15 protein-coding genes are annotated in these 21,398 nt (G+C 57.2%); 3 read left to right on the top strand and 12 right to left on the bottom strand.

Features of this window, described 5'->3' with window-relative positions; all coding sequences use genetic code 11:
- Window positions 1-35 precede the first annotated feature (35 nt).
- The 8 genes from ves to RTP97_RS01035 form a co-directional block, all read right to left on the bottom strand.
- The gene (gene ves / locus RTP97_RS01070) at window positions 36-593 is read right to left on the bottom strand and encodes an environmental stress-induced protein Ves (RefSeq protein WP_312410065.1); all 558 of its coding nucleotides are present in this window, start codon (window positions 591-593) and stop codon (window positions 36-38) included.
- A gap of 203 nt (window positions 594-796) precedes the next feature.
- Window positions 797-5,374 (bottom strand): neuraminidase-like domain-containing protein, encoded by a 4,578-nt coding sequence (locus tag RTP97_RS01065; RefSeq protein ID WP_312410064.1) that lies wholly within the window; start codon window positions 5,372-5,374, stop codon window positions 797-799.
- A 436-nt stretch (window positions 5,375-5,810) separates the two neighbouring features.
- Window positions 5,811-6,290, bottom strand: coding sequence for an ATP-independent periplasmic protein-refolding chaperone Spy (gene spy / locus RTP97_RS01060; protein ID WP_312410063.1), 480 nt, complete (start codon window positions 6,288-6,290; stop codon window positions 5,811-5,813).
- 287 nt (window positions 6,291-6,577) lie between these two features.
- A complete protein-coding gene (gene astE / locus RTP97_RS01055) occupies window positions 6,578-7,546 on the bottom strand; it encodes a succinylglutamate desuccinylase (protein WP_312410061.1) in 969 nt (322 codons plus the stop codon).
- A 10-nt stretch (window positions 7,547-7,556) separates the two neighbouring features.
- The gene (astB, locus tag RTP97_RS01050; RefSeq protein ID WP_312410059.1) at window positions 7,557-8,882 is read right to left on the bottom strand and encodes an N-succinylarginine dihydrolase; all 1,326 of its coding nucleotides are present in this window, start codon (window positions 8,880-8,882) and stop codon (window positions 7,557-7,559) included.
- Window positions 8,879-10,357, bottom strand: a complete 1,479-nt coding sequence (gene astD / locus RTP97_RS01045; RefSeq protein ID WP_312410056.1) for a succinylglutamate-semialdehyde dehydrogenase — start codon at window positions 10,355-10,357, stop codon at window positions 8,879-8,881. The genes astB and astD overlap by 4 nt, the downstream gene beginning before the upstream one ends.
- Window positions 10,354-11,388 carry an arginine N-succinyltransferase gene (gene astA, locus RTP97_RS01040; protein ID WP_312410053.1) on the bottom strand — a complete coding sequence of 345 codons (1,035 nt, stop codon included), beginning with the start codon at window positions 11,386-11,388 and terminating at the stop codon, window positions 10,354-10,356. The genes astD and astA overlap by 4 nt, the downstream gene beginning before the upstream one ends.
- The gene (locus RTP97_RS01035; RefSeq protein WP_312410050.1) at window positions 11,385-12,605 is read right to left on the bottom strand and encodes an aspartate aminotransferase family protein; all 1,221 of its coding nucleotides are present in this window, start codon (window positions 12,603-12,605) and stop codon (window positions 11,385-11,387) included. Before RTP97_RS01035 ends, astA begins: the two co-directional genes overlap by 4 nt.
- A gap of 410 nt (window positions 12,606-13,015) precedes the next feature.
- Here RTP97_RS01035 and xthA point away from each other — a divergent pair, with 410 nt between their 5' ends.
- Window positions 13,016-13,822: an exodeoxyribonuclease III gene (gene xthA / locus RTP97_RS01030; RefSeq protein ID WP_312410047.1), complete on the top strand. Its 807-nt coding sequence runs from the start codon at window positions 13,016-13,018 to the stop codon at window positions 13,820-13,822.
- Between the two features lie 44 nt (window positions 13,823-13,866).
- Here xthA and RTP97_RS01025 read toward each other — a convergent pair whose 3' ends face one another.
- Window positions 13,867-14,136, bottom strand: coding sequence for a DUF1496 domain-containing protein (locus RTP97_RS01025; RefSeq protein ID WP_312410044.1), 270 nt, complete (start codon window positions 14,134-14,136; stop codon window positions 13,867-13,869).
- Window positions 14,137-14,364: 228 nt separating this feature from the next.
- Here RTP97_RS01025 and gdhA point away from each other — a divergent pair, with 228 nt between their 5' ends.
- On the top strand, window positions 14,365-15,708 hold the full coding sequence (gdhA, locus tag RTP97_RS01020; RefSeq protein ID WP_312410039.1) for an NADP-specific glutamate dehydrogenase: 1,344 nt from the start codon (window positions 14,365-14,367) through the stop codon (window positions 15,706-15,708).
- Between the two features lie 91 nt (window positions 15,709-15,799).
- Here gdhA and RTP97_RS01015 read toward each other — a convergent pair whose 3' ends face one another.
- Genes RTP97_RS01015 through RTP97_RS01005 form a run of 3 tightly spaced genes read right to left on the bottom strand, consistent with a single transcriptional unit; the run spans window position 15,800 to window position 19,359 of the window.
- Window positions 15,800-17,707, bottom strand: coding sequence for a DNA topoisomerase III (locus RTP97_RS01015; protein WP_312410036.1), 1,908 nt, complete (start codon window positions 17,705-17,707; stop codon window positions 15,800-15,802).
- Window positions 17,708-17,710: 3 nt separating this feature from the next.
- A complete protein-coding gene (gene selD / locus RTP97_RS01010; protein WP_312410034.1) occupies window positions 17,711-18,754 on the bottom strand; it encodes a selenide, water dikinase SelD in 1,044 nt (347 codons plus the stop codon).
- 53 nt (window positions 18,755-18,807) lie between these two features.
- Window positions 18,808-19,359 (bottom strand): NAD(P)H nitroreductase, encoded by a 552-nt coding sequence (locus RTP97_RS01005; protein ID WP_312410032.1) that lies wholly within the window; start codon window positions 19,357-19,359, stop codon window positions 18,808-18,810.
- Window positions 19,360-19,522: 163 nt separating this feature from the next.
- Here RTP97_RS01005 and sppA point away from each other — a divergent pair, with 163 nt between their 5' ends.
- Window positions 19,523-21,376 (top strand): signal peptide peptidase SppA, encoded by a 1,854-nt coding sequence (sppA, locus tag RTP97_RS01000; RefSeq protein ID WP_312410029.1) that lies wholly within the window; start codon window positions 19,523-19,525, stop codon window positions 21,374-21,376.
- The last annotated feature ends 22 nt before the right edge of the window (window positions 21,377-21,398 follow it).

Here is a 21,398-nt window from a genome sequence, read left to right as displayed (position 1 = left end):
GTAGTAGCATCAGCGGCAGGCAAGCAGTTAAAATGTTAGTGGCCCGGCAGCCAGGTGATTTCGCTAAACAGCAGCTGGCCCTCGGACTTCAACAGCCGCAGCGTGTGATGCCCCTCCTGCCACCAGGCACCCTGGTCGGCGGTCAACAGCTTATCCCCCAGCTGCCATGCCCCGCTCAAAACAAAAACCACCCCACCCCGTGAGGCGAAGGTCGTAAAGGTGCGATCGGCAACGCGCACTTTCGCCTGACAGCGATCCCGTCGGGTCATGATATTAAAATCCATCGACATCTGACCGTCGGAGAGCTGCGCCTTTACCGGCTGCTCGCCAGCAAAGGTAAAGGGCTGGAGATGCTTAAGCGTATGGTTAAACGCGCTGCCGCCGTCGAGTGTCACCTCACCTCCCTCTATCAGAGTGATAACCCGGTCTACGCCGGTGAACTGGGGGAAACCGCCGTTGCTGGCGATCGAGGCGATACTGGCACGCCAGTCGAAGTCACGGTTTGCTGCCGGGAAGCAGCAAATTTCGCGGGTCTCGCCTGCGCCATTGCGCCATAGGTTGACCGGCATTTTACGAATATCGAAGTATTCCATCATCACCCTCAATGACGCGCACGCGCGTCCGCGCAACGGTCATGGCCGCCACGCTTTTTTGTTATCGATTGCTGTCCAGGATGAGCATACCGTTTCGTTAACGGCTAACAAAGAGGGGGAGCAAAGAAAAAACAGCCGGGCCTGCCCACAGCCCGATGGGGGGATGTGAGCAAGACCGGCGGTCTTAGATACAGTGAGGTATTTTACAACGTATTCATTACAGCCTGTTTAAAGGTACTGCCGCCGTTTCGTGCGGTGTAGTGCACCTGGATAATGACATCGCTCAGGTTCTGCAAAATGGCCTGCTGCTCATCGCTGTTGGCGTTAGGGAAATCGATCTGCCAGCTCGATATTGCCCCTGTACCTTCAAACGGCAGGTAGCGTTCGTCACCAAAGTTCAGGACGAACATTCCGCTGTCGTTCAACCCGGACGAGACGGCAATCTCCTCGCTGGCCCGCAGATTAGTGATGATATTGGCCGCACTCCCTGTTTTATTGTCGTTGAGGTAGTTCACGCCATCGATATCTGCCTTAAGCAGGATGCTGCTGCCAGACTGGACCAGCGTCATCTTCACGTCCTGATACGGACCTACCAGGGTCGGAAGTGAGATCGTCACAAATTTAATCTGCCGCAGGTAATGACCTGGATAGTCGTTATCGAACAGCGCTTCGCTGAGGGAGAACTGGGTATTACCGTTGGCTTTTAAATCGTCAAAGGCGCTGCTATCCAGTTTTTTCAGGGAAATCGTTTTGGTCAGCTCCAGACGGCGCGCGTTGCGCGTCAGCCAGGCGGACTCCATCTGCTGCAGGTTGAGGGCCAGCGTCTCGCCGACCAGCAGGCCGTGGTAGCTGTCGTTCCACGCTCCGGTCTGGATAAAGGTCGAGGTCATATCCCCCATCTCGTACTGCCAGCAGGCCTGAGCGCTCAGGCAGAGCGAGAGCACCGCGTCGTAGGCCTGGTAGTAGAGCGCCGAGAGCTGCCCGGTCAGCCAGTTATAGAGCGAGGACTGGGTGAAGCGGGTGGTCAGGAAGTTCAGGGTCGACTTCAGGTTATCCTGCTGCGCCTGGGCCAGCTGCAGGGCCATCATCGCCCCCTGACGACGTACCGCCAGCGCATCAAGCTGGGCGTTAATGGTGTCGACCTCCGACTGCGCCTGCTGGTACATAATCTGCCACTCCTCGCTGCGGCGGCGGTAGCTCTCCGAGATCTCCGTCTGCTGGGCGGCAAGGCCGGTGATCTCCCCGGTCAGCTGCAGCACGATGCCGGCGGCAAGCGTCGGAGCACCCACCTCTTCCCCGCCGTCTGAAAAGCCAAAGATGTTGGGGATGGTTTTCATCGCCATCCCCGCAGTAATTAGCGGGGAGGCCGCGGTCATCGAGGCGGCTGAACTGTCGCGCAGGACCATCGCGCTGGTCTCCCCGGCGGAGACCCCGGTGGTGTAGAGGCCGAAGTAATGGTCGTAGCGCTGCTGGGCCATGCTGCGGCTGGCCTCCAGCACGGTCTTATCCTGATCCAGGGCATCAATGGCGTTCTGACCGAGCGTCAGGGTATAGGCCGAGATATCCAGCGCCAGCTGGGCATCCAGCTCCTGCAGCCCGGCGGCATCCTTGCGCTCATAGTAGCTGAGCAGCGTCTGGCCAAACTGGCTGAGGGTGGAGACGGCAAAGCGGGCGCTCTGCAGCATGGTGCTGAACCGGTACGGCGGAATGGTCGCCGTCATGCCGGACGAGGCAGCGATCAGGGAGCCGCCCTGCACGCTCTGCTCCATCAGCACCGTCGGGTTAACCGGCGGGGCGTAGAGCGGAACGGTCATTGGCAGGCCGTCAATGGTCAGCTGATGGCGCAGATTATAGAGGCGGGAGTCCAGCGTGTTCCAGTAGCCCAGCAGCTGGCTGTTGACCGGGGCCATAAAGCTGTCGCGGGTGGCCACCTCTGCCGCCACGCTGAGCTTCCCGGCGAAGGCCGGCAGCGCCGGAGCCTGCTGCTCATAGCTCAGCAGGGCCACGTTGCTCTCTGCGCTCTCGGCCAGCTCCTCCAGCGTTTCCGGCGCCCAGTGGTTAACAATCAGGGCGTCCGGACGAATACCCAGCAGGTCCTTCACCTGGCCGTACTGCAGGCGGGCAAGGCTCAGGCCGTCGTTAGTCAGCAGACGATAGCTGGCGTCGGCGGCGGCCATCAGGGTACTGACGTAGGCCATAAACACGGCTTTCTGGTAGTGCACCGGCCATGCTGAGGCTATCGCATCCGGATCGGTGGTTAACCAGCCGGCAGTGGCCTGGGCGGCAGATGAAGCGGTCTCCACCAGCGGGCGCACGCTCCAGTAATCCGGTTCCGGGTACTGCTCATTTAAATCTGAGCCAACTACATCGCTGTTATCACGCCCACGTGCAGACGGGTCAAAAATGTAGTGATACCAGTTTAATGCGTCGCTGTACTCTTCCTCCAGGCCGAGACGCCAGGCCACCAGATACGGCATATAGAAGAACAGCTCCCAGAAGTAGATGCCGTTCGCACCGCTGAAGTCCATGGGTACAGCGGTGTTGTTGGTCATGCCAGGTTCAAGGGTCAGTTGGGTATCCCAGTTGAGCAGGGCCTGCATACTGGCGCTGGCCTTATTAATCAACTCTTTGGCAAAGAGTGTGTTAAGACGAATAGGGGTAATAGTTGTTCCGTCGTCAAAATTCCCACTAAAGTTCAGGAACTCGACGGTCCCTAATTTATCATCAGTTTTGGTTGAAATGTAAGGCGTAACGGCAATTCCGTTAGGCTTGTAGAGGGTTACCTTATATTCCTGGTGAACTGACGCCCCGCCACTTTCCTGATAGCCAAAGGATATGTAACGTACAATAGTTTCTTGATTCGATTCATCGTCTGTAAAATCGGTAATAACAAACTGAAAAGATGTGCTTTCAGGCGTAAATTCACTTGCTTGTTTAGAAGTGGATGTGCCGACCCCCCAAACTCCAGCGGCATTACCCTCATAAAAATAAAATGTCCACGGAGAATTAAATATCAGAGTTGTATTATTTCCCAACTTAACATTCCCTTGCATATAGCGACTGCCGTCTGACAGGTTTTTCAGCTCAATATGCATGTCACCTTGAGACATAACACCTTCAGGATCTTCAAAAATAAGCTCTGATAAATCTAACGTGCCGTTTTGAACCTGTCTTTTGGGAAAATCAAAATCATCGTTACGTACTCTAATAAAACTATACCCATCAGTATATATATCGGCCGCCATTTCATCAATGACATCCGTAACAATTATATTACTTAGTGCGCCCGGTATATGTGTTGTAAAAATACATGATAGTTTTCCGGCATCAGGGTATGATCCATTATTAGGATCAGCAGGATAATCATTGTCTCCAGTCAATACTACCTGGGAAGCTGCATATACGGACTCTGCGTTAACTGTACTTACAACCTGAGGAATATAACAAGTCAAACTTATTCCCCCAGTTACATCTTGTGATACTTTAAAATTATCGACAGTTAAAGAAGGAAGAGTCAGCGTTCCCGCCAGACCATCGTAATATTGATCCGAACTTACTTCTACTTTTTTAATCGAAAACACACTGGAATAGACCGACTGTATACGCTGCTGTGCATTTGCATCGCCTGAAATAGGCGAGTAATGCTGGAGATAAGTTGCCAGAGTCGTAACAATAACATTTCCGTCACTATCTTTCCCTGGGCTCTTTGATTCTACCTGTTCAAGATTAAACCAGTAATCAATACGCATAGAAAAATCACTGAAACCATCAGTAGTATTTCCACTCGCTCCATCATATAATGAAACAGATAATATATCATCGGTATCATTATATAAGCAGGCAGTACATAATAATGCACTTTGAAATAATTTACTCCAATAATCATCATCTGCTGCGTTATTTACTGCCATCAGTGTGTAAGGCGCTGACCAGGTATTGCTAAAGTCACAGTATGACGAATAGGCGTTAATTTGATCATAGGGTGTCGCCTCAGTGCCCTCACCCGTATTTCCCGCCATTGTCCGCTCAAACCAGAAGAGATAGAGACGGTTATTAAAATAGGTCAGTCTGGGGATGCCCTGTAACGCCTCTTCGTTAATGGCGGTATTCATCGGATACCACTCCGACCATGCGCTGCTGGAGGCGACGTTATCCACGTTCAGGTCCATATCAAACGAGCGCCAGTAGTACTGCACCGGTGAGGTCGTGGATTTACCGAGGAAATAGTATGTGCCTGACGTCTGATCGGTGCTGTCGAGATAGCCGCTGACAATCGTCAGGTTCGCCACCTGCTCAAACTTGTTCAGGTAGCTCATGACCGCCTGCTGGGCTGTATCATTATTGATAGTGTTCTGATTCAGATCGGTAATCAGATCCTTAAAATAGGCGGTCTGGCTCTGGCGCAGGGTGGGGTCAATATAGTTTTCTGGATAGGTGTCCAGTTCCACCTCGCCCGCCCAGATATCATACTGGCTCAGACCTTCTTTCCAGCTAGTGATATTGTCCTGATCGAGAAACTGGGTCTGGTAGCCCGGCTCCATGTTCATAGTGATACCGTTGATGTACTGCTGAATGCTCGACATCGCCTGTGCCACCCGGGAGGTGGGCACGGCGTTGCTGACCAGTGGGTCAATCAGCAAGTACTCATAGACGTCTTCCGGGGTCTGCACCAGATTGACCAGGTCTTCGTTGCCGCTAGCTGGGACATACTGACCGAGATAATAGGAGAGCAGCGCATCACGCTGACGCTCATTAAGGGATGCTGCAATATCGATACTCATAGCGTGTCACCTTATCCAGGAGAGAAATAGGGATGGCATCATAGGATGCTAAAATTAAAAGGAAAAATTATAGGCTGGCCTGTGCAGCAAACTATTTATCACTACTTCTGTAAGATTTTACTGAAGTGAAAAATCCATATTTATCAAACAGGAACCAATCTACAGAAGTTATAAAATTTTAATCAAAAAAGTCCAAAACGATACGTTCTTAATTTGCGCTTCAATGCATAAAAAAGAGTGAGATGTGAATTAAAAACGGATTGCGTAGGAATTTACTTAAGAAGTAATAATGTAGTTATTTATCGCATGAATAATATTTCTTACCAATTAAGAAAGTCTCTAAATTGATTATTTAACGCAAAAAAAACCGCCGGGCCTGCCCACAGCCCGATGGGAGCTGTGGACAAGACCGGCGGTCTTAAGAAAGTGTGCTGAGTTACTCAGCAGGTTCAGGCATTTTACCTTCTGGCGCTTTACGTTCTGTCAGACGCTTCTCAAAATTGGCATTAAACTGCTTTTTCTGTTCCGGCGTCAGGATGTTATAGATTTTGTTCTGGGTTTCCATGTGCGCCAGCATACGGGCTTTGTTCTGCTCAGCCATTTTGTCGATCTGCGCTTCGGCCTTAGCCTTGTCGAAGGTGTCGCTGGCGATGATGCTATGGGCGGCGCGACGCTCATCCAGAGACGGACGCTTCATCTGGTCACGCTGGCTCTTCATGATCTCACGGATCTGCTGCTTCTGTGCGTCGGTCAGGTTGAGGTCTTTGAACATCATGTCGTGATGTGGACCCATTTTGCCTTTATGGTGCATCGCTGCGCCGTTATCCGGTGCGGCAGTGGTTTCAGCAGCGTGAGCCAGGTTAGCAGCACCGAACGCCAGGGTAGAGGCAACAAACAGAGCGGTTAATTTACGCATAGTCTTCATCCTTCTTTCAGTTATTCTTACTTACGGCACGTTGCCGTGTTGACGAGATTAACTTTACGACCTTTTTCGTCAATTAATCAGTGCAACGGTAAAACAGTGAAAGTATAAAAAACAGTTTCTGCGCAATTGTGAAGACAATATGGAAAAAAGATGGAGAGGTGTAGCAAAAATATTCAACTTAATGATTTTGAAGGTAATGTGGAGGAGCATACTCCTCCATCGATTATTAATAAAGCAGTTTGGTAAGAATAGTCTGCAATAATTCTTAAGGCACGCTTTTATTTAATCCGCTCAAGCATCAAACCCGCCCGCAGGCCAGGGGCAACGTTTGGGTTCGGAAATAATACATACTCCGTCTCGTGTTGGGCCACATAGCGCGTCTTCCCCTCCTCTGCCAGCAGCGTACCGACGCTGAATGCAGTGAAGTTAAGCGTCTGGGCAGACATACAGAGACGAAAATTATCCCCATGACGCGTAATCTGCTGCGTAACACGGTAGTGCAGCACCGGCTCATGCTGGCTCGTCCAGGGGGTGTCACTTAACAGGGCCGCCAGCGCATTTTGGGTCACGGCGAACTGGCTAAGATCGTTCTCGCCAAAGGGAAGCGCTTTCCCCAACTCCAGCGTACAGGCCAGGGCGTTAAAACGCTCGCAGCTAAAGTGGGTAAAAGTGCCGCCCGGCGACTGGTGAAAGACCAGCGCCTCCAGTCCCGCGTCGCCTAACCATTGCAGGAATGATTCATTCCACGGCGTTGCCCGGGCCGGTAAAACACCGAAGCGCAGATGGTACGAACCGCGAATAGCGGTATGCAGATCGAGATGCCAGCGCGTCTCAGACGCACCAGCAACAAAGAAGTGGTTCAGGGCATGCTCGAGCTGCGCTGCCCGCTCGGTCTCCAGACTGGCGGGGTAACCTTGCCAGCGTTCGCCAAACAGGCGGTTAAGATCGGCATGCAGATAGCGCTGATTAGTGCGCAGCGCTTCTGGGTTGCCCAACACCACCAGCACTCGCCAACGCAGCGTTAGCGAGCCGCTAAATAGCGCCGTTAACAGACTATCGACTATCTCTACCGGGGCGGTCTCATTCCCGTGGATGCCAGCCGAGAGCACCAGGGCCCGATCCACAGGCCGATGCGGGGTTAGCTCCAATATCCCCTCTCCGTGCCAGCGCCAGCTAAAAGTGACAGTGTCACCCTTAGTTCTAACAGGATGGGTTCCAGCCAGCGTTAAAGCGAGAAAATCATGCATAGCGTCTCCGTTAACGCTGGAAAGGATAGACCGATCCAAGATCCAGCATTTGCGTCAGCTGGTCTAACGCTTCCCGTCCCTCGCGCAGGAGCAGCGGGTCGGCAAGGTCGGCCTGAGTTAAGCGATCCCGGTAGTAGCGATCCACCCATCCATTAAGTTGATTAAAGAGTGCGTCCGACATCATCACCGCCGGGTTAACCGCCTGCCGCTCCGCCTCTGTTAACACCACGCGCAGACGCAGGCAGGCCGGACCGCCGCCGTTAGCCATACTCTCACGCAGGTCGAACACCTTCAGCTCGCGGATCGGATTATCTTCCGCCAGCAGGCCGTTGAGGTAGTGCCAGACGCCCGCGTGCTCCTGTGACTCCTGGGGCACCACCAGCACCATCGAGCCATCTTCCCGACTCAGCAGCTGGCTGTTAAACAGATAGGTTGCTACGGCATCCTTCACCGACGCCACCTCCTCCGGCACCTGAATGGCCTGAAAGCCCGGCACCCGCTCCGCCAGGTGGCTCAGCAGCCCGCACTGCTTAACAAAAGCCCGCTCGTGGCAGAACAGCAGCTGACGGTTGCTTACCGCTATCACATCGTTATGAAACACCCCTTCGTCAATGACCGTGGGGTTCTGCTGGGCAAACATGACCCGATCCGGATGGACCTGATTTAGCCGTACCACCGCCTGGCTCGCTTCCAGGGTCTGACGAGCAGGATAGCGCTCGGGTGCGGCGTGACCGTGTTCCTCGCGCCCGTAAATAAAGAGCTGAAGACCCGGCTCACCGTATTCGCCGCCAAGACGGTTGTGGTTTGCCGCTCCCTCATCACCAAAGCGCGCCACCTGCGGCAGCGCAGAATGCACGGCGAAGCGGCCCTCATCGCGGAAAATAGCCCGCAGCAGCGCTTCAGTGGTGGGTGCTTCGCTTGAACGGTGAAACTTGTTGTTGAGATTAGCGACGGTGAGATGCACCCTGCCATCCAGCGCGTCGGCGGAGGGGCAGACCGTGGCCGCATTGGCGACCCACATGGATGAGGCTGAACTGGCCGCCGAAAGCAAGTCGGGTGCTTGTGTCGCTGCTTTGGCAACCACCTGCTCGTCGCTACCGCTGAATCCCAGCTGGCGTAGCACCGCGATGTTGGGTCGCTCCTGGGGTGGGATCACCGCCTGAGGAAAGCCCGCGTCGCTTAAGGCTTTCATTTTCAGCAGGCCCTGCTTCGCCGCCAGCTTCGGGTTGGAAACCTGATTGCGGTGCTTAGTCGACGCCTCGTTACCAAAAGAGAGTCCGGCATAGTGGTGGGTCAGCCCCACCAGCCCGTCAAAGTTTACCTCATGCGCCTTCATACTCCCTCCTTCGGGGTAAAGTGCAGCCCTGGGCTGAGCGTCTCCGGCAGGGTCAAGCTGGGCGACTCCAGACTTGCCATCGGCCACGCGCAGTAGTCGGCGGCATACCAGGCGCTGGGACGATGGTTGCCCGAAGCCCCGATTCCGCCAAAGGGAGCGGTGCTCGCCGCGCCGGTTAACGGCTTGTTCCAGTTAACGATCCCGGCCCGCGCCGCCAGCAGCAGGGCGTCAAACTTCTCGCGCTCCGCCGACACCAGGCCGCAGGCCAGCCCGTAGCGGGTGGCGTTGGCCAGCGTAATCGCCTCTTCCCAGCTGTCATAGCGCCAGACCCCCAGCAGCGGGCCAAATACCTCTTCATCCGGCACATCTGCCACGCCGGTAAGATCGATAATCCCCGGACTGAGCAGCGACGTTCCGGCCTTGATGCGCTTTGGTGCCAGCAGGGTTCTGCCTCCGCGCGCCTCGTGGGCCTGCCACGCCTGATAGACCTGATCTGCCGCCTGCTCAGAGATCAGCCCACCAGTAAACGGCTGCGGCTCGGCGTCCCAGCTGCCAGGCACGATGCGGCTTGCCACCTCCACCAGTCGATCAAGAAAGGCGTCGCCCTCTGCGCCGCGCTTCACCAGAAGTCGACGGGCGCAGGTGCAGCGCTGACCCGCGGTAATAAACGCTGACTGGATGGTCAGATGCACAGCGGCGTCACGATCGGCTACGTCATCGACGATCAGCGGATTGTTTCCGCCCATCTCAAGGGCGAGGATCTTCTCCGGCTGTCCGGCAAGCTGGCGATGCAGCTGGTAGCCAGTGCTGGCGCTGCCGGTGAAAAGTAAGCCATCAAGATCCGGCAGGCTACTGAGGGCCTGGCCCGTTTCACGTCCGCCCTGCACCAGGTTGAGCACGCCAGCAGGAAGGCCCGCCTGCTCCCAGAGCTTCACCACCGCCTCGCCGCTGTGCGGCGTCAGCTCGCTGGGCTTGAAAACCAGCGTATTGCCCGCCAGCAGGGCTGGAATGATATGTCCGTTGGGGAGATGGCCCGGAAAGTTATAGGGGCCGAAGACCGCCAGCACGCCGTGGGGCCGATGGCGGAGGGTTGCCGCCCCATCCGCCATCCCCGTCTGCTGCTCGCCGGTTCGCACATGCCAGGCCTTCACCGAGATGGCAGCCTTGTTAATCATGGCTCCGACTTCGGTCGCGGCTTCCCAGCGCGGCTTGCCCGTCTCGCGGGCGATAATCTCCGTTAGCGCCCCCCTGTTCTCCTCCAGCAGCGCAGCAAATTTTTCCACGATGGCCTGGCGGGCAGCAAAAGGCTGTGACGCCCAGCCGGGAAACGCAGTGCGGGCGGCCCGGCAGGCCTCGGCTACCTGCTGTGCATCCGCATCCTCTCCCTGCCAGAGCAGATCGCCCTTCACCGGATCGCGTTTTTCACGCCGAACGCCCTGACCGGTCACCCAGTCACCGTTGATCCATAAGCTCATACTGTTTTCTCCTCGGCGCAAAGGCGTACCAGGCGCACCGTGTCGCCCGGCTGACATTTGAGAACATCTATTTGGGCGGCGCTCAGCACCAGCCGTTCGGTATCGGGGTTAGCGGCAACCAGCATGACGCGAAACTGATGGTACTGCTCATTAGCCACCATACAGAGCGGCCACTCGCCTGGTGCGGGCTGCCCTTCGACCACCTCTACCAGACGGCTTTTGCGAATGGCACGCACCCGGTCAATATCACACTCCAGCGTCGGCCCGCCGTCGAAAATGTCGATATAGTTGCGGTAGCGGAATCCCTCTTTCTCCAGCACCGCTCGCGCCGGGGCAGTTTGTGGATGCACTTCGCCAATCACCGCCTGCGCCTCTGCCGACAGGAACTGGGTATAGATAGGATGCTTAGGCATCAGCTCGGCAATAAAAGCCTTCTGCCCGATGCCGCACAGACGATCGGCGCGGCTGAAGGACATGGAAAAGAAAGTTTTGCCCAGGCTCTCCCAAAAAGGCGAGTAGCCGTCCTCACTAATCACGCCGCGCATCTCCGCCACCACCTTTTCGTTGAAGCGGTCGCGAAACGCGGCCATAAACATAAAGCGTGATTTAGAGAGCAGGTAGCCGTTGCCCGCCTTGCGCCAGTCAGGATCGAGAAACAGGGTGCACAGCTCGCTGCTGCCGGTGTGGTCATTGCTCAAAAACAGCGTGGGCAGGGCGTTGTAGACGTTAAGCTCTTTTGAGGCATGTACCAGGGTGCCCACCCGGTAGTTGTACCAGGGATCGTTCAGCCCAACGGCAACTTCAATGGCGCAGACTCCGGCTACCTCGCCGCTATCGCTATCCTCTAACACAAACAGATAGCCCTGCTCGCTCTTCGGCAGCTCGCCCTGCCAGGTCTGTCGCGCCCGGGTGATACGCGCCGCAAGCGTGGCCTCGTCGGCGGGCAGCGAGGTTAGCCCGCCCCCGGTTTTGCCCGCCAGCCGCATCAGGGCGGGCAGATCGCTATGCTCAATCGGACGGATCACCATCATGTTGCATACCCCGCAAGAAATCGTTCGCAGGCGCGAGAGAAGCGTGCCATGCCGGTGCGGATCTCCTCCTCGCTGATATTTAGCGCCGGGGCGAACCGCACCACGTTACCTCCGGCAATCAGCACCATCGCGCCCTCCTCGGCGGCTAGCTGAGCGATCTGTTTCGCTTTACCGGCCCAGGCGGTGTTCAGTTCACAGCCAATCAGCAGGCCGATGCCTCTGATCTCGTTGAACAGGTCTGAACGGGCGTTAATGGCCTGCAACTGCTCAACAAACGTCTGCTGGCGCTGCTTGACGCCGTCAAGGAAGGCGCGGTTATTGACGTTATCCAGCAGCTCACCCGCTACGGCGGCGGCCAGCGGGTTACCGCCGTAGGTTGTCCCGTGCGTGCCGACGGTCATTACGCTGGCGAACGCTTCCCGCGTCAGCATCGCCCCAATCGGGAAACCGCCTCCCAGCGCTTTGGCGGTGGTCAGTACGTCAGGCGTGACGCCGTAGTGCATATAGGCATAGAGATCGCCGGTACGCCCTACACCCGTTTGGACCTCATCAAAGATCAGCAGCGCGTTATGGCGATCGCAAAGTTCACGCAACGCCTGTAAAAATTCTGCTTTCGCAGGTACTACACCGCCTTCGCCCTGAATGGGTTCAACAATCACCGCGCAGGTATCATCGGTCATCAGCGCCTGGACAGAGGCAATATCGTTAAATACCGCGTGATGGATATCCGGCGGCAGCGGGGCAAAATCCTGGGAGTAGGCAGGCTGTCCCCCGGCGCTGACGGTAAACAGCGTCCGCCCATGGAAGGCATTTTTGAAGGCGACGATGCCGCTCTTCTGCGCGCCATAGCGGTCGTGGGCATATTTGCGCGCCAGCTTCAGCGCCGCCTCGTTGGCTTCAGCGCCGGAGTTACAGAAGAAAACCCGGTCGGCAAAGGTGGCGTTGATAAGCCGTTTCGCCAGCCGCAGCGCCGGCTCGTTAGTGTAGCCATTGCCGGTATGCCAGAACTTACTCGCCTGTTCGCTCAAGGCGCGGCAAAGTCCCGGATGGGCATGGCCCAGGGCGTTAACGGCGATACCGCCAGCAAAGTCGATGTACTCTTTCCCCTGCTGATCCCACAGGCGGGAACCCTCACCACGAACCGGAATAAAAGGCGCAGGCGCATACACCGGCAGCATCCACTCATCGAAACTCTCACGCGTTACTGACAGAGACATAGCAACCTCATCAGGTAAATAAAACGTTGTTAATATGTTAATTATTGTGAACATTGGCCCTGTGAATGTAGATTGCACGCATCGTGCCAGCCAGCGATAAAAATGCATAACGTCGGAGCGGCAACGAGATATCAATGAGTTACAGCAGAGCGCTATTCATATAAAATGCATAGAAAGTGAATAATTTTAGAAAGAACGCCGATAGCGATGCCTGAGAGCAGCAGATTTATGCAGGAATAAAATTTAATTCTGGAAGTGTGATCGCGAGCGAAACTTACCGCCGTTTCTTGCCCCATTGCGGTGCGCTATGCTCTTTTTCAGGGCGCAATGCGTATTCGCAATCCGGGGCGGATACGCTGCGCTTTTTCTGTTAACATCTGGGCTTATCAATTGGCTATGTGGCAGAAAATATGAAATTTGTTTCTTTTAATATCAACGGGCTGCGCGCGCGCCCCCATCAGCTGGCGGCGATCGTAGAGAAACATCAGCCGGACGTGATTGGCCTGCAGGAGACAAAGGTTCACGACGATATGTTCCCGCTCGAAGAGGTGGCGAAGCTGGGCTATAACGTCTTTTATCACGGCCAGAAAGGGCATTACGGCGTGGCGCTGCTCACTAAAGAGACGCCGGTCTCGGTACGCCGTGGCTTTCCGGGTGACGACGGCGAGGCGCAGCGCCGGATTATCATGGCGGAGATCCCTTCTGCACTCGGCAATATCACGGTGATTAACGGCTACTTCCCGCAGGGCGAGAGCCGCGACCATCCAACAAAATTCCCGGCGAAAGAGAAGTTCTATGCCGATCTGCAAAGCTATCTGGATAACGAGTTGCAGAAGGACAGCCCGGTGCTGATCATGGGTGATATGAATATCAGCCCCACGGATCTCGATATCGGTATTGGCGAAGAGAGCCGTAAACGCTGGCTGCGCGGCGGTAAGTGCTCATTCCTGCCGGAAGAGCGTGAGTGGCTGGGCCGCCTGCTGGAGTGGGGGTTGGTGGACACCTTCCGTAACGCGAACCCGGAGACCCAGGATCGCTACTCGTGGTTTGACTACCGCTCAAAAGGGTTTGATGACAACCGCGGGCTGCGTATCGATCTGCTGCTGGCCAGCCAGTCGCTGGCGAGCCGCTGCCTTGAGACCGGCATCGATTACGATATCCGCAGCATGGAGAAACCCTCCGACCATGCGCCGGTATGGGCTAGCTTTACGATCTGATTTAGATAGCGTTAATGCCGGGTGGCGGCTACGCCTTACCCGGCCTACTCCCGAACCCGCCGCCACACCAGCGGGTTTGTGCTGAGGGTACGCTCGTCGCGCTGGCACTGCAGCAGCACACTCTCCGCCTTGATCACCGCCCCTTCCGAATAGTTCTGATCCTGATAGATACAGCACAGATTACAGGGCTGCGCACGCTGTCCGCCGGAGCTAAAGACCTCCGGCGGGACGTTTACCTCCACGTCCGGGCGGATGCGGTCGGCCTGCGCCCCGGCAGATAACAGTCCAAGCAGTGCAATCACGTAACGGTTCATCGACGAAGCTTCCTTTTTTGGTCCTGATTATCACTATAACGGTAAACCGCACCGGTTCCTTTAATTTATCTGCCATCGTTTTTAGTTATGACCCGAGCCGGTTTATAAATTTCCCTTAGCAGGTTAATTTTTCGCTTGCCTGACAAAGCGGTGCGGGTGGTATAGTCGAAAACAGCGCTAAAACGCTCACACAACACGCATAATTTATTATAAGAGGAACTTATCTCTATGGATCAGGCACGCTCTCTGGAATCTTTTCTCACCCATGTCCAACAGCGCGACCCGCACCAGAGCGAGTTTGCGCAGGCCGTTCGCGAAGTGATGACCACCCTCTGGCCATTTCTTGAAGCAAACCCGCGCTATCGCCAGATGTCACTCCTTGAACGCCTGGTAGAGCCGGAGCGTGTGATCCAATTCCGCGTGGTTTGGGTAGATGATAAGAATCAGGTGCAGGTCAACCGCGCCTGGCGCGTGCAGTTTAACTCTGCCATCGGCCCGTTCAAGGGTGGTATGCGTTTCCATCCCTCGGTAAACCTGTCGATCCTTAAGTTCCTCGGCTTTGAGCAGACCTTCAAAAACGCCCTCACCACCCTGCCGATGGGCGGTGGCAAAGGCGGCAGCGACTTCGATCCCAAGGGCAAAAGCGAAGGCGAAGTAATGCGTTTCTGCCAGGCGCTGATGACCGAGCTGTACCGTCACCTGGGGCCAGATACTGACGTCCCGGCGGGCGATATCGGCGTCGGCGGCCGCGAGGTGGGCTTTATGGCGGGAATGATGAAAAAACTCTCCAACAGCAGCGCCTGCGTCTTCACCGGCAAGGGACTCTCTTTCGGCGGCAGCCTGATCCGTCCTGAGGCGACTGGCTACGGCCTGGTCTACTTCACTGAAGCGATGCTCAAGCGTCACGGCCTGAGCTTTGAGGGGATGCGCGTGGCGGTCTCCGGCTCCGGCAACGTAGCACAGTATGCTATCGAAAAAGCGATGGAGTTTGGCGCTCGCGTTGTTACCGCCTCCGATTCCGGCGGTACCGTGGTGGATGAGGCGGGCTTTACGGCTGAGAAACTGGCGCGCCTGTGCGAAATCAAAGCCAGCCGCGATGGTCGTCTCGCCGACTACGCCCGCGAGTTTGGCCTGGTCTGGCTGGAAGGCAAGCAGCCGTGGTCCGTGCCGGTGGACATCGCCCTGCCGTGCGCCACCCAGAACGAGCTGGGCGAGGATGCAGCCCGCCAGCTTATCGCCAACGGCGTGAAGGCGGTGGCGGAAGGCGCGAATATGCCCACCACCATCGAAGCCACCGATCTGTTCCTTGAGGCGGGCGTACTCTTTGCGCCGGGTAAAGCGGCTAACGCGGGCGGGGTCGCTACCTCCGGCCTGGAGATGGCCCAGAACGCTGCGCGCATGGGCTGGAAGGCAGAGAAAGTGGACGCGCGCCTGCACCATATCATGCTGGATATTCACAACGCCTGCGTAGAGTATGGCGGTGAAGGCAAACAGACCCACTACGTGCGCGGGGCGAATATTGCCGGGTTTGTGAAGGTGGCCGATGCGATGAGCGGGCAAGGGGTAATTTAATTTTACGGCTGTGCCGGGTGGCGGCTGCGCCTTACCCGGTCTACGGTTCAAGCCGTTGTAGGCCCGGTAAGCGGAGTGCCACCGGGCTTTTTCATGCCGAACTCTTCTTCTTTTTAAACGTTTTCTTCGTACCACCGCCCGGCGCAACGATCCCTTTAAACTGACGAACCGGCGTGCTACGCGCCTGATCGATTAGCTGATAGAGCGTGCCCACCAGCGGCTGCATAAAGTCCTGATAGCGGCACTGCTTCTCGCTGATCTGCGTCAGGACCGATTCCCAGTGGGCGGTCATGTCCGGCCTCGCGGCCATCTCCGGCAGAGAGTGGATCAACGCCCGTCCCGCGTCAGTAGAGAGAATGCTGCGCCCTTTCTTGTGCAGGAAACCGCGCTTAAAGAGCAGCTCGATAATGCCGGCGCGGGTCGCTTCCGTCCCCAGACCGTCGGTAGCACGCAGGATCTTCTTCAGATCCTTATCCTGTACGAAGCGCGCGATCCCGGTCATCGCCGAGAGCAGCGTAGCATCGGTAAAGGGCCGCGGCGGCTGCGTCTGACGCTCAACCACTTCGCCCTTCTCACAGAGCAGCTCGTCGCCCTTCGCCACTACCGGCAGCGGCGTGCCGTCGTTCTCTTCGTCGCGCTCTTTGCTGCCGAGCAGAGTTCGCCAGCCAGCCTGCGCCAGAAAGCGTGCCTTCGCCAGGAACTTGCCGTTGGCGATATCCAGCTCGATCTCGCACTTGCGGAACATCGCGTCCGGGCAGAACTGCATCAGATACTGACGGGCAATCAGGCCATAGACCTTCGCCTCATTGTCGTGCAGGTTCACCTTGCTGCTGCGCGCCGTGGGAATGATTGCGTGGTGAGCATCAACCTTTTTATCGTCCCAGCAGCGATTACGCCGATCCGTATCTACCACCGGCTGCGGCAGCAGATCCGGAGCATGCACGCCAATGGCCTTCATCACTGAATGGCGTCCGGCAAAGTGCTCCTCCGGCAGATAGCGGCTGTCGGAGCGCGGATAGGTGATCAGCTTATGGGTCTCATAGAGCTTCTGGCAGATATCCAGCACGTTCTGCGCGCTCAGTCCGAAGCGCTTCGCCGCCTCGATCTGTAAAGAGGAGAGCGAGAACGGCAGCGGCGCGGGTTCCGACTCCTGCTTGTCGTTGTAGCGGGTGACGTGCGCCGGCTGGCCGGTAATACGCTTAACCACGTGCTCGGCCAGGGTTCGGTTGAGCAGGCGCCCCTCTTCATCCTGATGCGGCTCGCAGGCCTCGCTCGGCTGCCAGGTGGCGGTAAACCGCTCATCTTTAGGGGTGACGATATGCGCCTTCACCTCAAAGAAATCTTTGGCAACAAAGTTCTCAATCTCTTCATCGCGACGCACCACCAGCCCCAGCACCGGCGTCTGGACCCGCCCCACGGAGAGCACGCCCTGATAGCCTGCGTTACGCCCCAGCAGCGTCCAGGCGCGGGTCATATTGATGCCGTAGAGCCAATCGGCTCTTGCGCGGGCCAGCGCCGAAACGCAGAGAGGTATGAACTCGCTGTTGGCGCGCAGGCGGCCAATCGCCCGCTCAACCGCCTGCGGGTTGAGATCGTTAATCAAACAGCGCTGGACCCGCTGGCGCTTCTCCGCCGGCAGCTGGAGATAGTCGAGCACCTCGTCTACCAGCAGCTGGCCCTCGCGATCCGGGTCACCGGCGTGGATAACCTCGCTGGCCTCACCAAGCAGACGTTTGATGACGTTGATCTGCTTAGTGACCGAGGCGCGCGGCTGTAGCTGCCACTTCTCCGGCACGATAGGCAGATCCGCCAGGTTCCAGCGGGCGTAGCGGCTGTCATAGACATCCGGCTGCGCCTGCTCGAGCAGGTGACCAATGCACCAGGTCACCACCTGGCCGTTTCCGCACTCGATATAGCCGTCGCCCTTGCGGTGCGGCTTTGGCAGCACGTCGGCAATGGCGCGGCCCAGGCTGGGTTTTTCGGCAATAAACAACCGCATTGCTTAAATTATCTCAATCATTGGGCGACCCGCACGGGCCGTTACCAGCTCGCCGATAGCGCTGAGGGAGATGTCAAACTCGGCGGCGGTGGCTTTCACCTCATCCTCCGCCTCCGGCGAGACCGCCAGCAGCAGACCGCCCGAGGTTTGCGGATCGCAGAGCAGATCCCGCCACGCCTGCGGCATCGGCCCCATCAGATGGCCGTAGCTGGCAAAGTTGCGCTGCGTACCGCCTGGCACCGCGCCCTGTTCGATATAGGCCTCTACGCCAGGCAGTTTGGGCACCGCCTCATAGCGGACCTGCGCCTGCACCCCTGCCCCCTGGCACACCTCGCTCAGATGGCCGAGCAGGCCAAAGCCGGTGACATCGGTCATGGCTTTCACCCCGGGGATGTTAGCGAAGGCCGCGCCAGCGATGTTCATCTGGCACATCACGTCCCGCGCCAGCCCCTGATGCTCCGGTTGCAGCAGCGATTTTTTCTCGGCGGTGGTCAGGACGCCAATCCCCAGCGGTTTGGTCAGGAAGAGCTTGCACCCCGCCTCGGCAGTGCTGTTTTTCTTCACTCGCGCGGTAGGGACGATGCCCGTTACCGCCAGGCCGAAAATCGGCTCCGGCGCATCGATGGAGTGGCCCCCGGCCAGCGCAATACCCGCCTGCTGGCAGGCAAAGCGCCCACCTTCGATCACCTCCCGGGCGATCTCCGGCGGCAGCGTAGCGATCGGCCAGCCGAGAATAGCGATCGCCATGATCGGTTTGCCGCCCATGGCATAGATATCGCTGATGGCATTGGTGGCGGCGATGCGGCCAAAGTCAAAAGGATTGTCCACGATTGGCATAAAGAAATCGGTGGTGCTGATGACGCTGGTTCCATTACCAAGATCGTACACCGCCGCGTCATCCCGCGTCTCATTGCCGACCAGCAGGTTGGGATCGACAAATTTCGCCTGCTCGCTGTGGAGAATGGTCTCCAGCACCTTCGGTGAAATTTTGCACCCGCAGCCTGCACCGTGGCTGTACTGAGTTAAACGAATAGCCTGCTGGCTCATGGACATCTCCTGTCAATACGGTTCCTGACTCATTAATAGCGTTATGGTAGCGCTTAGAAATAGCGGACGAAAGGGGATGTGTCCGGTATGCTCACCGTGGTAGCGGCTTTCAGCTGCGGCGTGCCGAGGTAGAGGAAACCTACTACCTGATCCTGCTCGCGGCAGTCGAGCGCGTCGCGCACTACCGGGCTGTCGGTCAGCGGTCCGCTGCGCCAGATGCCGTTAAAGCCCTGCGCCTGCGCCGCCATCTGCATCGCCATGACTGCGCAGCCGGCAGAGAGCAGCTGCTCCCAGCGCGGCACCTTCGGGTGCGCTTCACAGTGCGCAACTACCGCAATAATTAGCGGCGCGCGAAACGGTGCGCTGCGAGCCTTCTCAATACCCTTCTCATCCTGCCCGGCCTCGGTAGCCGCACGGGTCAGCAGCTGGCTAAAGCGCTCGCGCCCTTCTCCTTCGACGATGAAAAAGCGCCACGGTTGCAGCGTGCCGTGGTCTGGCGCACGCATACCGGCACGCAAAATATTTTCCAGAATCTCCCCTGCTGGCGCGGGTTCAGCCAGTCGGGAGGCGCTGCGACGGTTAACGAGCAGTTCAAGTGCGTCCATTAGTTAACTCCTGTCATCAAATTTGGGCATAAAATTAACATGGGCGGGAACTTTGTTACAGCACCGACGGTGATTCCTGCTGACAAGAGGCCGTCGGATAATTAGGATAACCGCACATTCCCGCACGGGGTGCGGTGGTTGTTAATCAGGTTAGGGAGAAGACATGCGAACCCTTTGGCGTATTATTGCCGGATTCTTTAAATGGACGTGGCGAACGCTCAACTTTGTGCGTGAACTGGTGTTCAACATTTTTTTCATCTTGTTGATTCTGGTAGGCGTCGGCATCTGGATGCAGCTGAGCTCTGGCCCAGTCGAGCATACCACCCGGGGGGCATTACTTCTTGATATCACGGGCGTGGTGGTGGACAAGCCCTCCAGCAGCAGCAAGCTGAGCGCGCTGGGTCGCCAGCTGTTTGGCGCCAGCTCCGACCGTCTGCAGGAGAACTCCCTGTTTGATATCGTCGAGACCATCCGTCAGGCACAGGCCGATCGCAATATTACCGGGATCGTCCTCGACCTGAAAAACTTTGCCGGGGCCGATCAGCCCTCAATGCAGTACATCGGCAAGGCGCTGAAGGCGTTCCGTGACAGCGGTAAGCCGGTCTACGCCGTCGGGGATAACTACAGCCAGGGACAGTACTACCTTGCCAGCTTTGCCAACAAGGTGTGGCTCTCGCCGCAGGGCGTAGTGGATTTGCATGGCTTTGCCACCAACGGCCTCTACTATAAATCGCTGCTCGACAAGCTGAAGGTCTCGACCCACGTCTTCCGCGTCGGTACCTATAAGTCCGCCGTTGAGCCGTTTATCCGTGACGATATGTCTCCTGCTGCCCGTGAAGCGGATAGCCGCTGGATTGGCGAGCTGTGGCAAAACTATCTGGGCACCATCGCCGCTAACCGCCAGATTACTCCGCAGCAGGTCTTCCCCGGCGCGCAGGGCGTGCTGGATGGCTTAAGCAAAGTAGGCGGCGACACGGCTAAATACGCGCTGGACAACAAGCTGGTCGATACGCTTGGCAGCAGCGCCGACGCCGAAAAAGTGCTGGTCAAACAGTTTGGCTGGAGCGATGAGGACAAAAACTATCGCGCGATCAGCATGTATGACTATCCGCTGAAAAAACCAAGCGAAGTAGGTAGCAGCGTGGCGGTGATCTTTGCCAACGGTGCGATCATGGACGGGGAAGAGACGGCGGGCAACGTCGGGGGTGACACCACCGCCGCGCAGATCCGCGACGCACGTATCGACCCGAATGTTAAAGCCATCGTGCTGCGAGTTAACAGCCCGGGCGGCAGCGTCAGCGCCTCAGAGGTGATCCGCGCCGAACTGGCCGCTGCGAAAGCGGCGGGCAAACCGGTAGTGGTCTCTATGGGCGGTATGGCGGCATCGGGCGGGTACTGGATCTCCACCCCGGCCAACTACATCGTGGCTAACCCCAGCACGCTCACCGGCTCCATCGGTATCTTCGGGGTGATCAACACCGTTGAGAAGAGCCTTAATGAGCTGGGCGTACACAGCGACGGCGTAGCCACCTCCCCGCTGGCAGACGTGTCGGTCACTAAAGCCCTGCCGCCGCAGGTGCAGCAGCTGATGCAGCTGAGCATTGAGAACGGTTATCAGCGCTTTATCTCCCTGGTGGCCCAGGCGCGTAAATCAACGCCGGAGCAGGTCGATAAGATTGCTCAGGGTCACGTCTGGACCGGTGAAGATGCGAAAAATAATGGCCTGGTGGATGCCCTGGGTGACTTCGACGATGCCGTAGCGAAAGCCGCCGAGCTGGCGAAGCTGAAGCAGTGGCACATTGAGTACTACCAGGACGAGCCAACCTTCTTCGCCCGGATGATGGACGGTTTCTCCGGTGAGATCCGCGCTCTGCTGCCGCAGGCCCTACAGGCTTACCTGCCCGCACCGCTGGCTGCGGCGGCGGATACGGTGAAAGCGGAAACCGACAAGCTGGCGGTGTTTAACGATCCGCAAAGCCGCTACGCGTTCTGCCTGACCTGCGCCAACATTCGTTAACTATCCTCCCCCCGTCAACGGG

This window comes from Pseudescherichia sp. (genome assembly GCF_031998825.1).
In the GTDB taxonomy this organism is placed as follows: domain Bacteria; phylum Pseudomonadota; class Gammaproteobacteria; order Enterobacterales; family Enterobacteriaceae; genus Pseudescherichia.
The sequence above is the reverse complement of the archived record's forward strand: the minus strand, read 5'-3'. Positions and strand labels throughout refer to the sequence as shown.

What these genes read in the sequence shown, in the direction of transcription:
- ves (WP_312410065.1), bottom strand. Translation starts at nt 593, where the DNA reads ATGGAATACTTCGATATTCGTAAAATGCCGGTCAACCTATGGCGCAAT.
- RTP97_RS01065 (WP_312410064.1), bottom strand. Translation starts at nt 5,374, where the DNA reads ATGAGTATCGATATTGCAGCATCCCTTAATGAGCGTCAGCGTGATGCG.
- RTP97_RS01015 (WP_312410036.1), bottom strand. Translation starts at nt 17,707, where the DNA reads ATGCGGTTGTTTATTGCCGAAAAACCCAGCCTGGGCCGCGCCATTGCC.
- gdhA (WP_312410039.1), top strand. Translation starts at nt 14,365, where the DNA reads ATGGATCAGGCACGCTCTCTGGAATCTTTTCTCACCCATGTCCAACAG.
- sppA (WP_312410029.1), top strand. Translation starts at nt 19,523, where the DNA reads ATGCGAACCCTTTGGCGTATTATTGCCGGATTCTTTAAATGGACGTGG.
- xthA (WP_312410047.1), top strand. Translation starts at nt 13,016, where the DNA reads ATGAAATTTGTTTCTTTTAATATCAACGGGCTGCGCGCGCGCCCCCAT.
- astB (WP_312410059.1), bottom strand. Translation starts at nt 8,882, where the DNA reads ATGAAGGCGCATGAGGTAAACTTTGACGGGCTGGTGGGGCTGACCCAC.
- astE (WP_312410061.1), bottom strand. Translation starts at nt 7,546, where the DNA reads ATGCATGATTTTCTCGCTTTAACGCTGGCTGGAACCCATCCTGTTAGA.
- selD (WP_312410034.1), bottom strand. Translation starts at nt 18,754, where the DNA reads ATGAGCCAGCAGGCTATTCGTTTAACTCAGTACAGCCACGGTGCAGGC.
- RTP97_RS01035 (WP_312410050.1), bottom strand. Translation starts at nt 12,605, where the DNA reads ATGTCTCTGTCAGTAACGCGTGAGAGTTTCGATGAGTGGATGCTGCCG.
- astD (WP_312410056.1), bottom strand. Translation starts at nt 10,357, where the DNA reads ATGAGCTTATGGATCAACGGTGACTGGGTGACCGGTCAGGGCGTTCGG.
- spy (WP_312410063.1), bottom strand. Translation starts at nt 6,290, where the DNA reads ATGCGTAAATTAACCGCTCTGTTTGTTGCCTCTACCCTGGCGTTCGGT.
- RTP97_RS01005 (WP_312410032.1), bottom strand. Translation starts at nt 19,359, where the DNA reads ATGGACGCACTTGAACTGCTCGTTAACCGTCGCAGCGCCTCCCGACTG.
- astA (WP_312410053.1), bottom strand. Translation starts at nt 11,388, where the DNA reads ATGATGGTGATCCGTCCGATTGAGCATAGCGATCTGCCCGCCCTGATG.
- RTP97_RS01025 (WP_312410044.1), bottom strand. Translation starts at nt 14,136, where the DNA reads ATGAACCGTTACGTGATTGCACTGCTTGGACTGTTATCTGCCGGGGCG.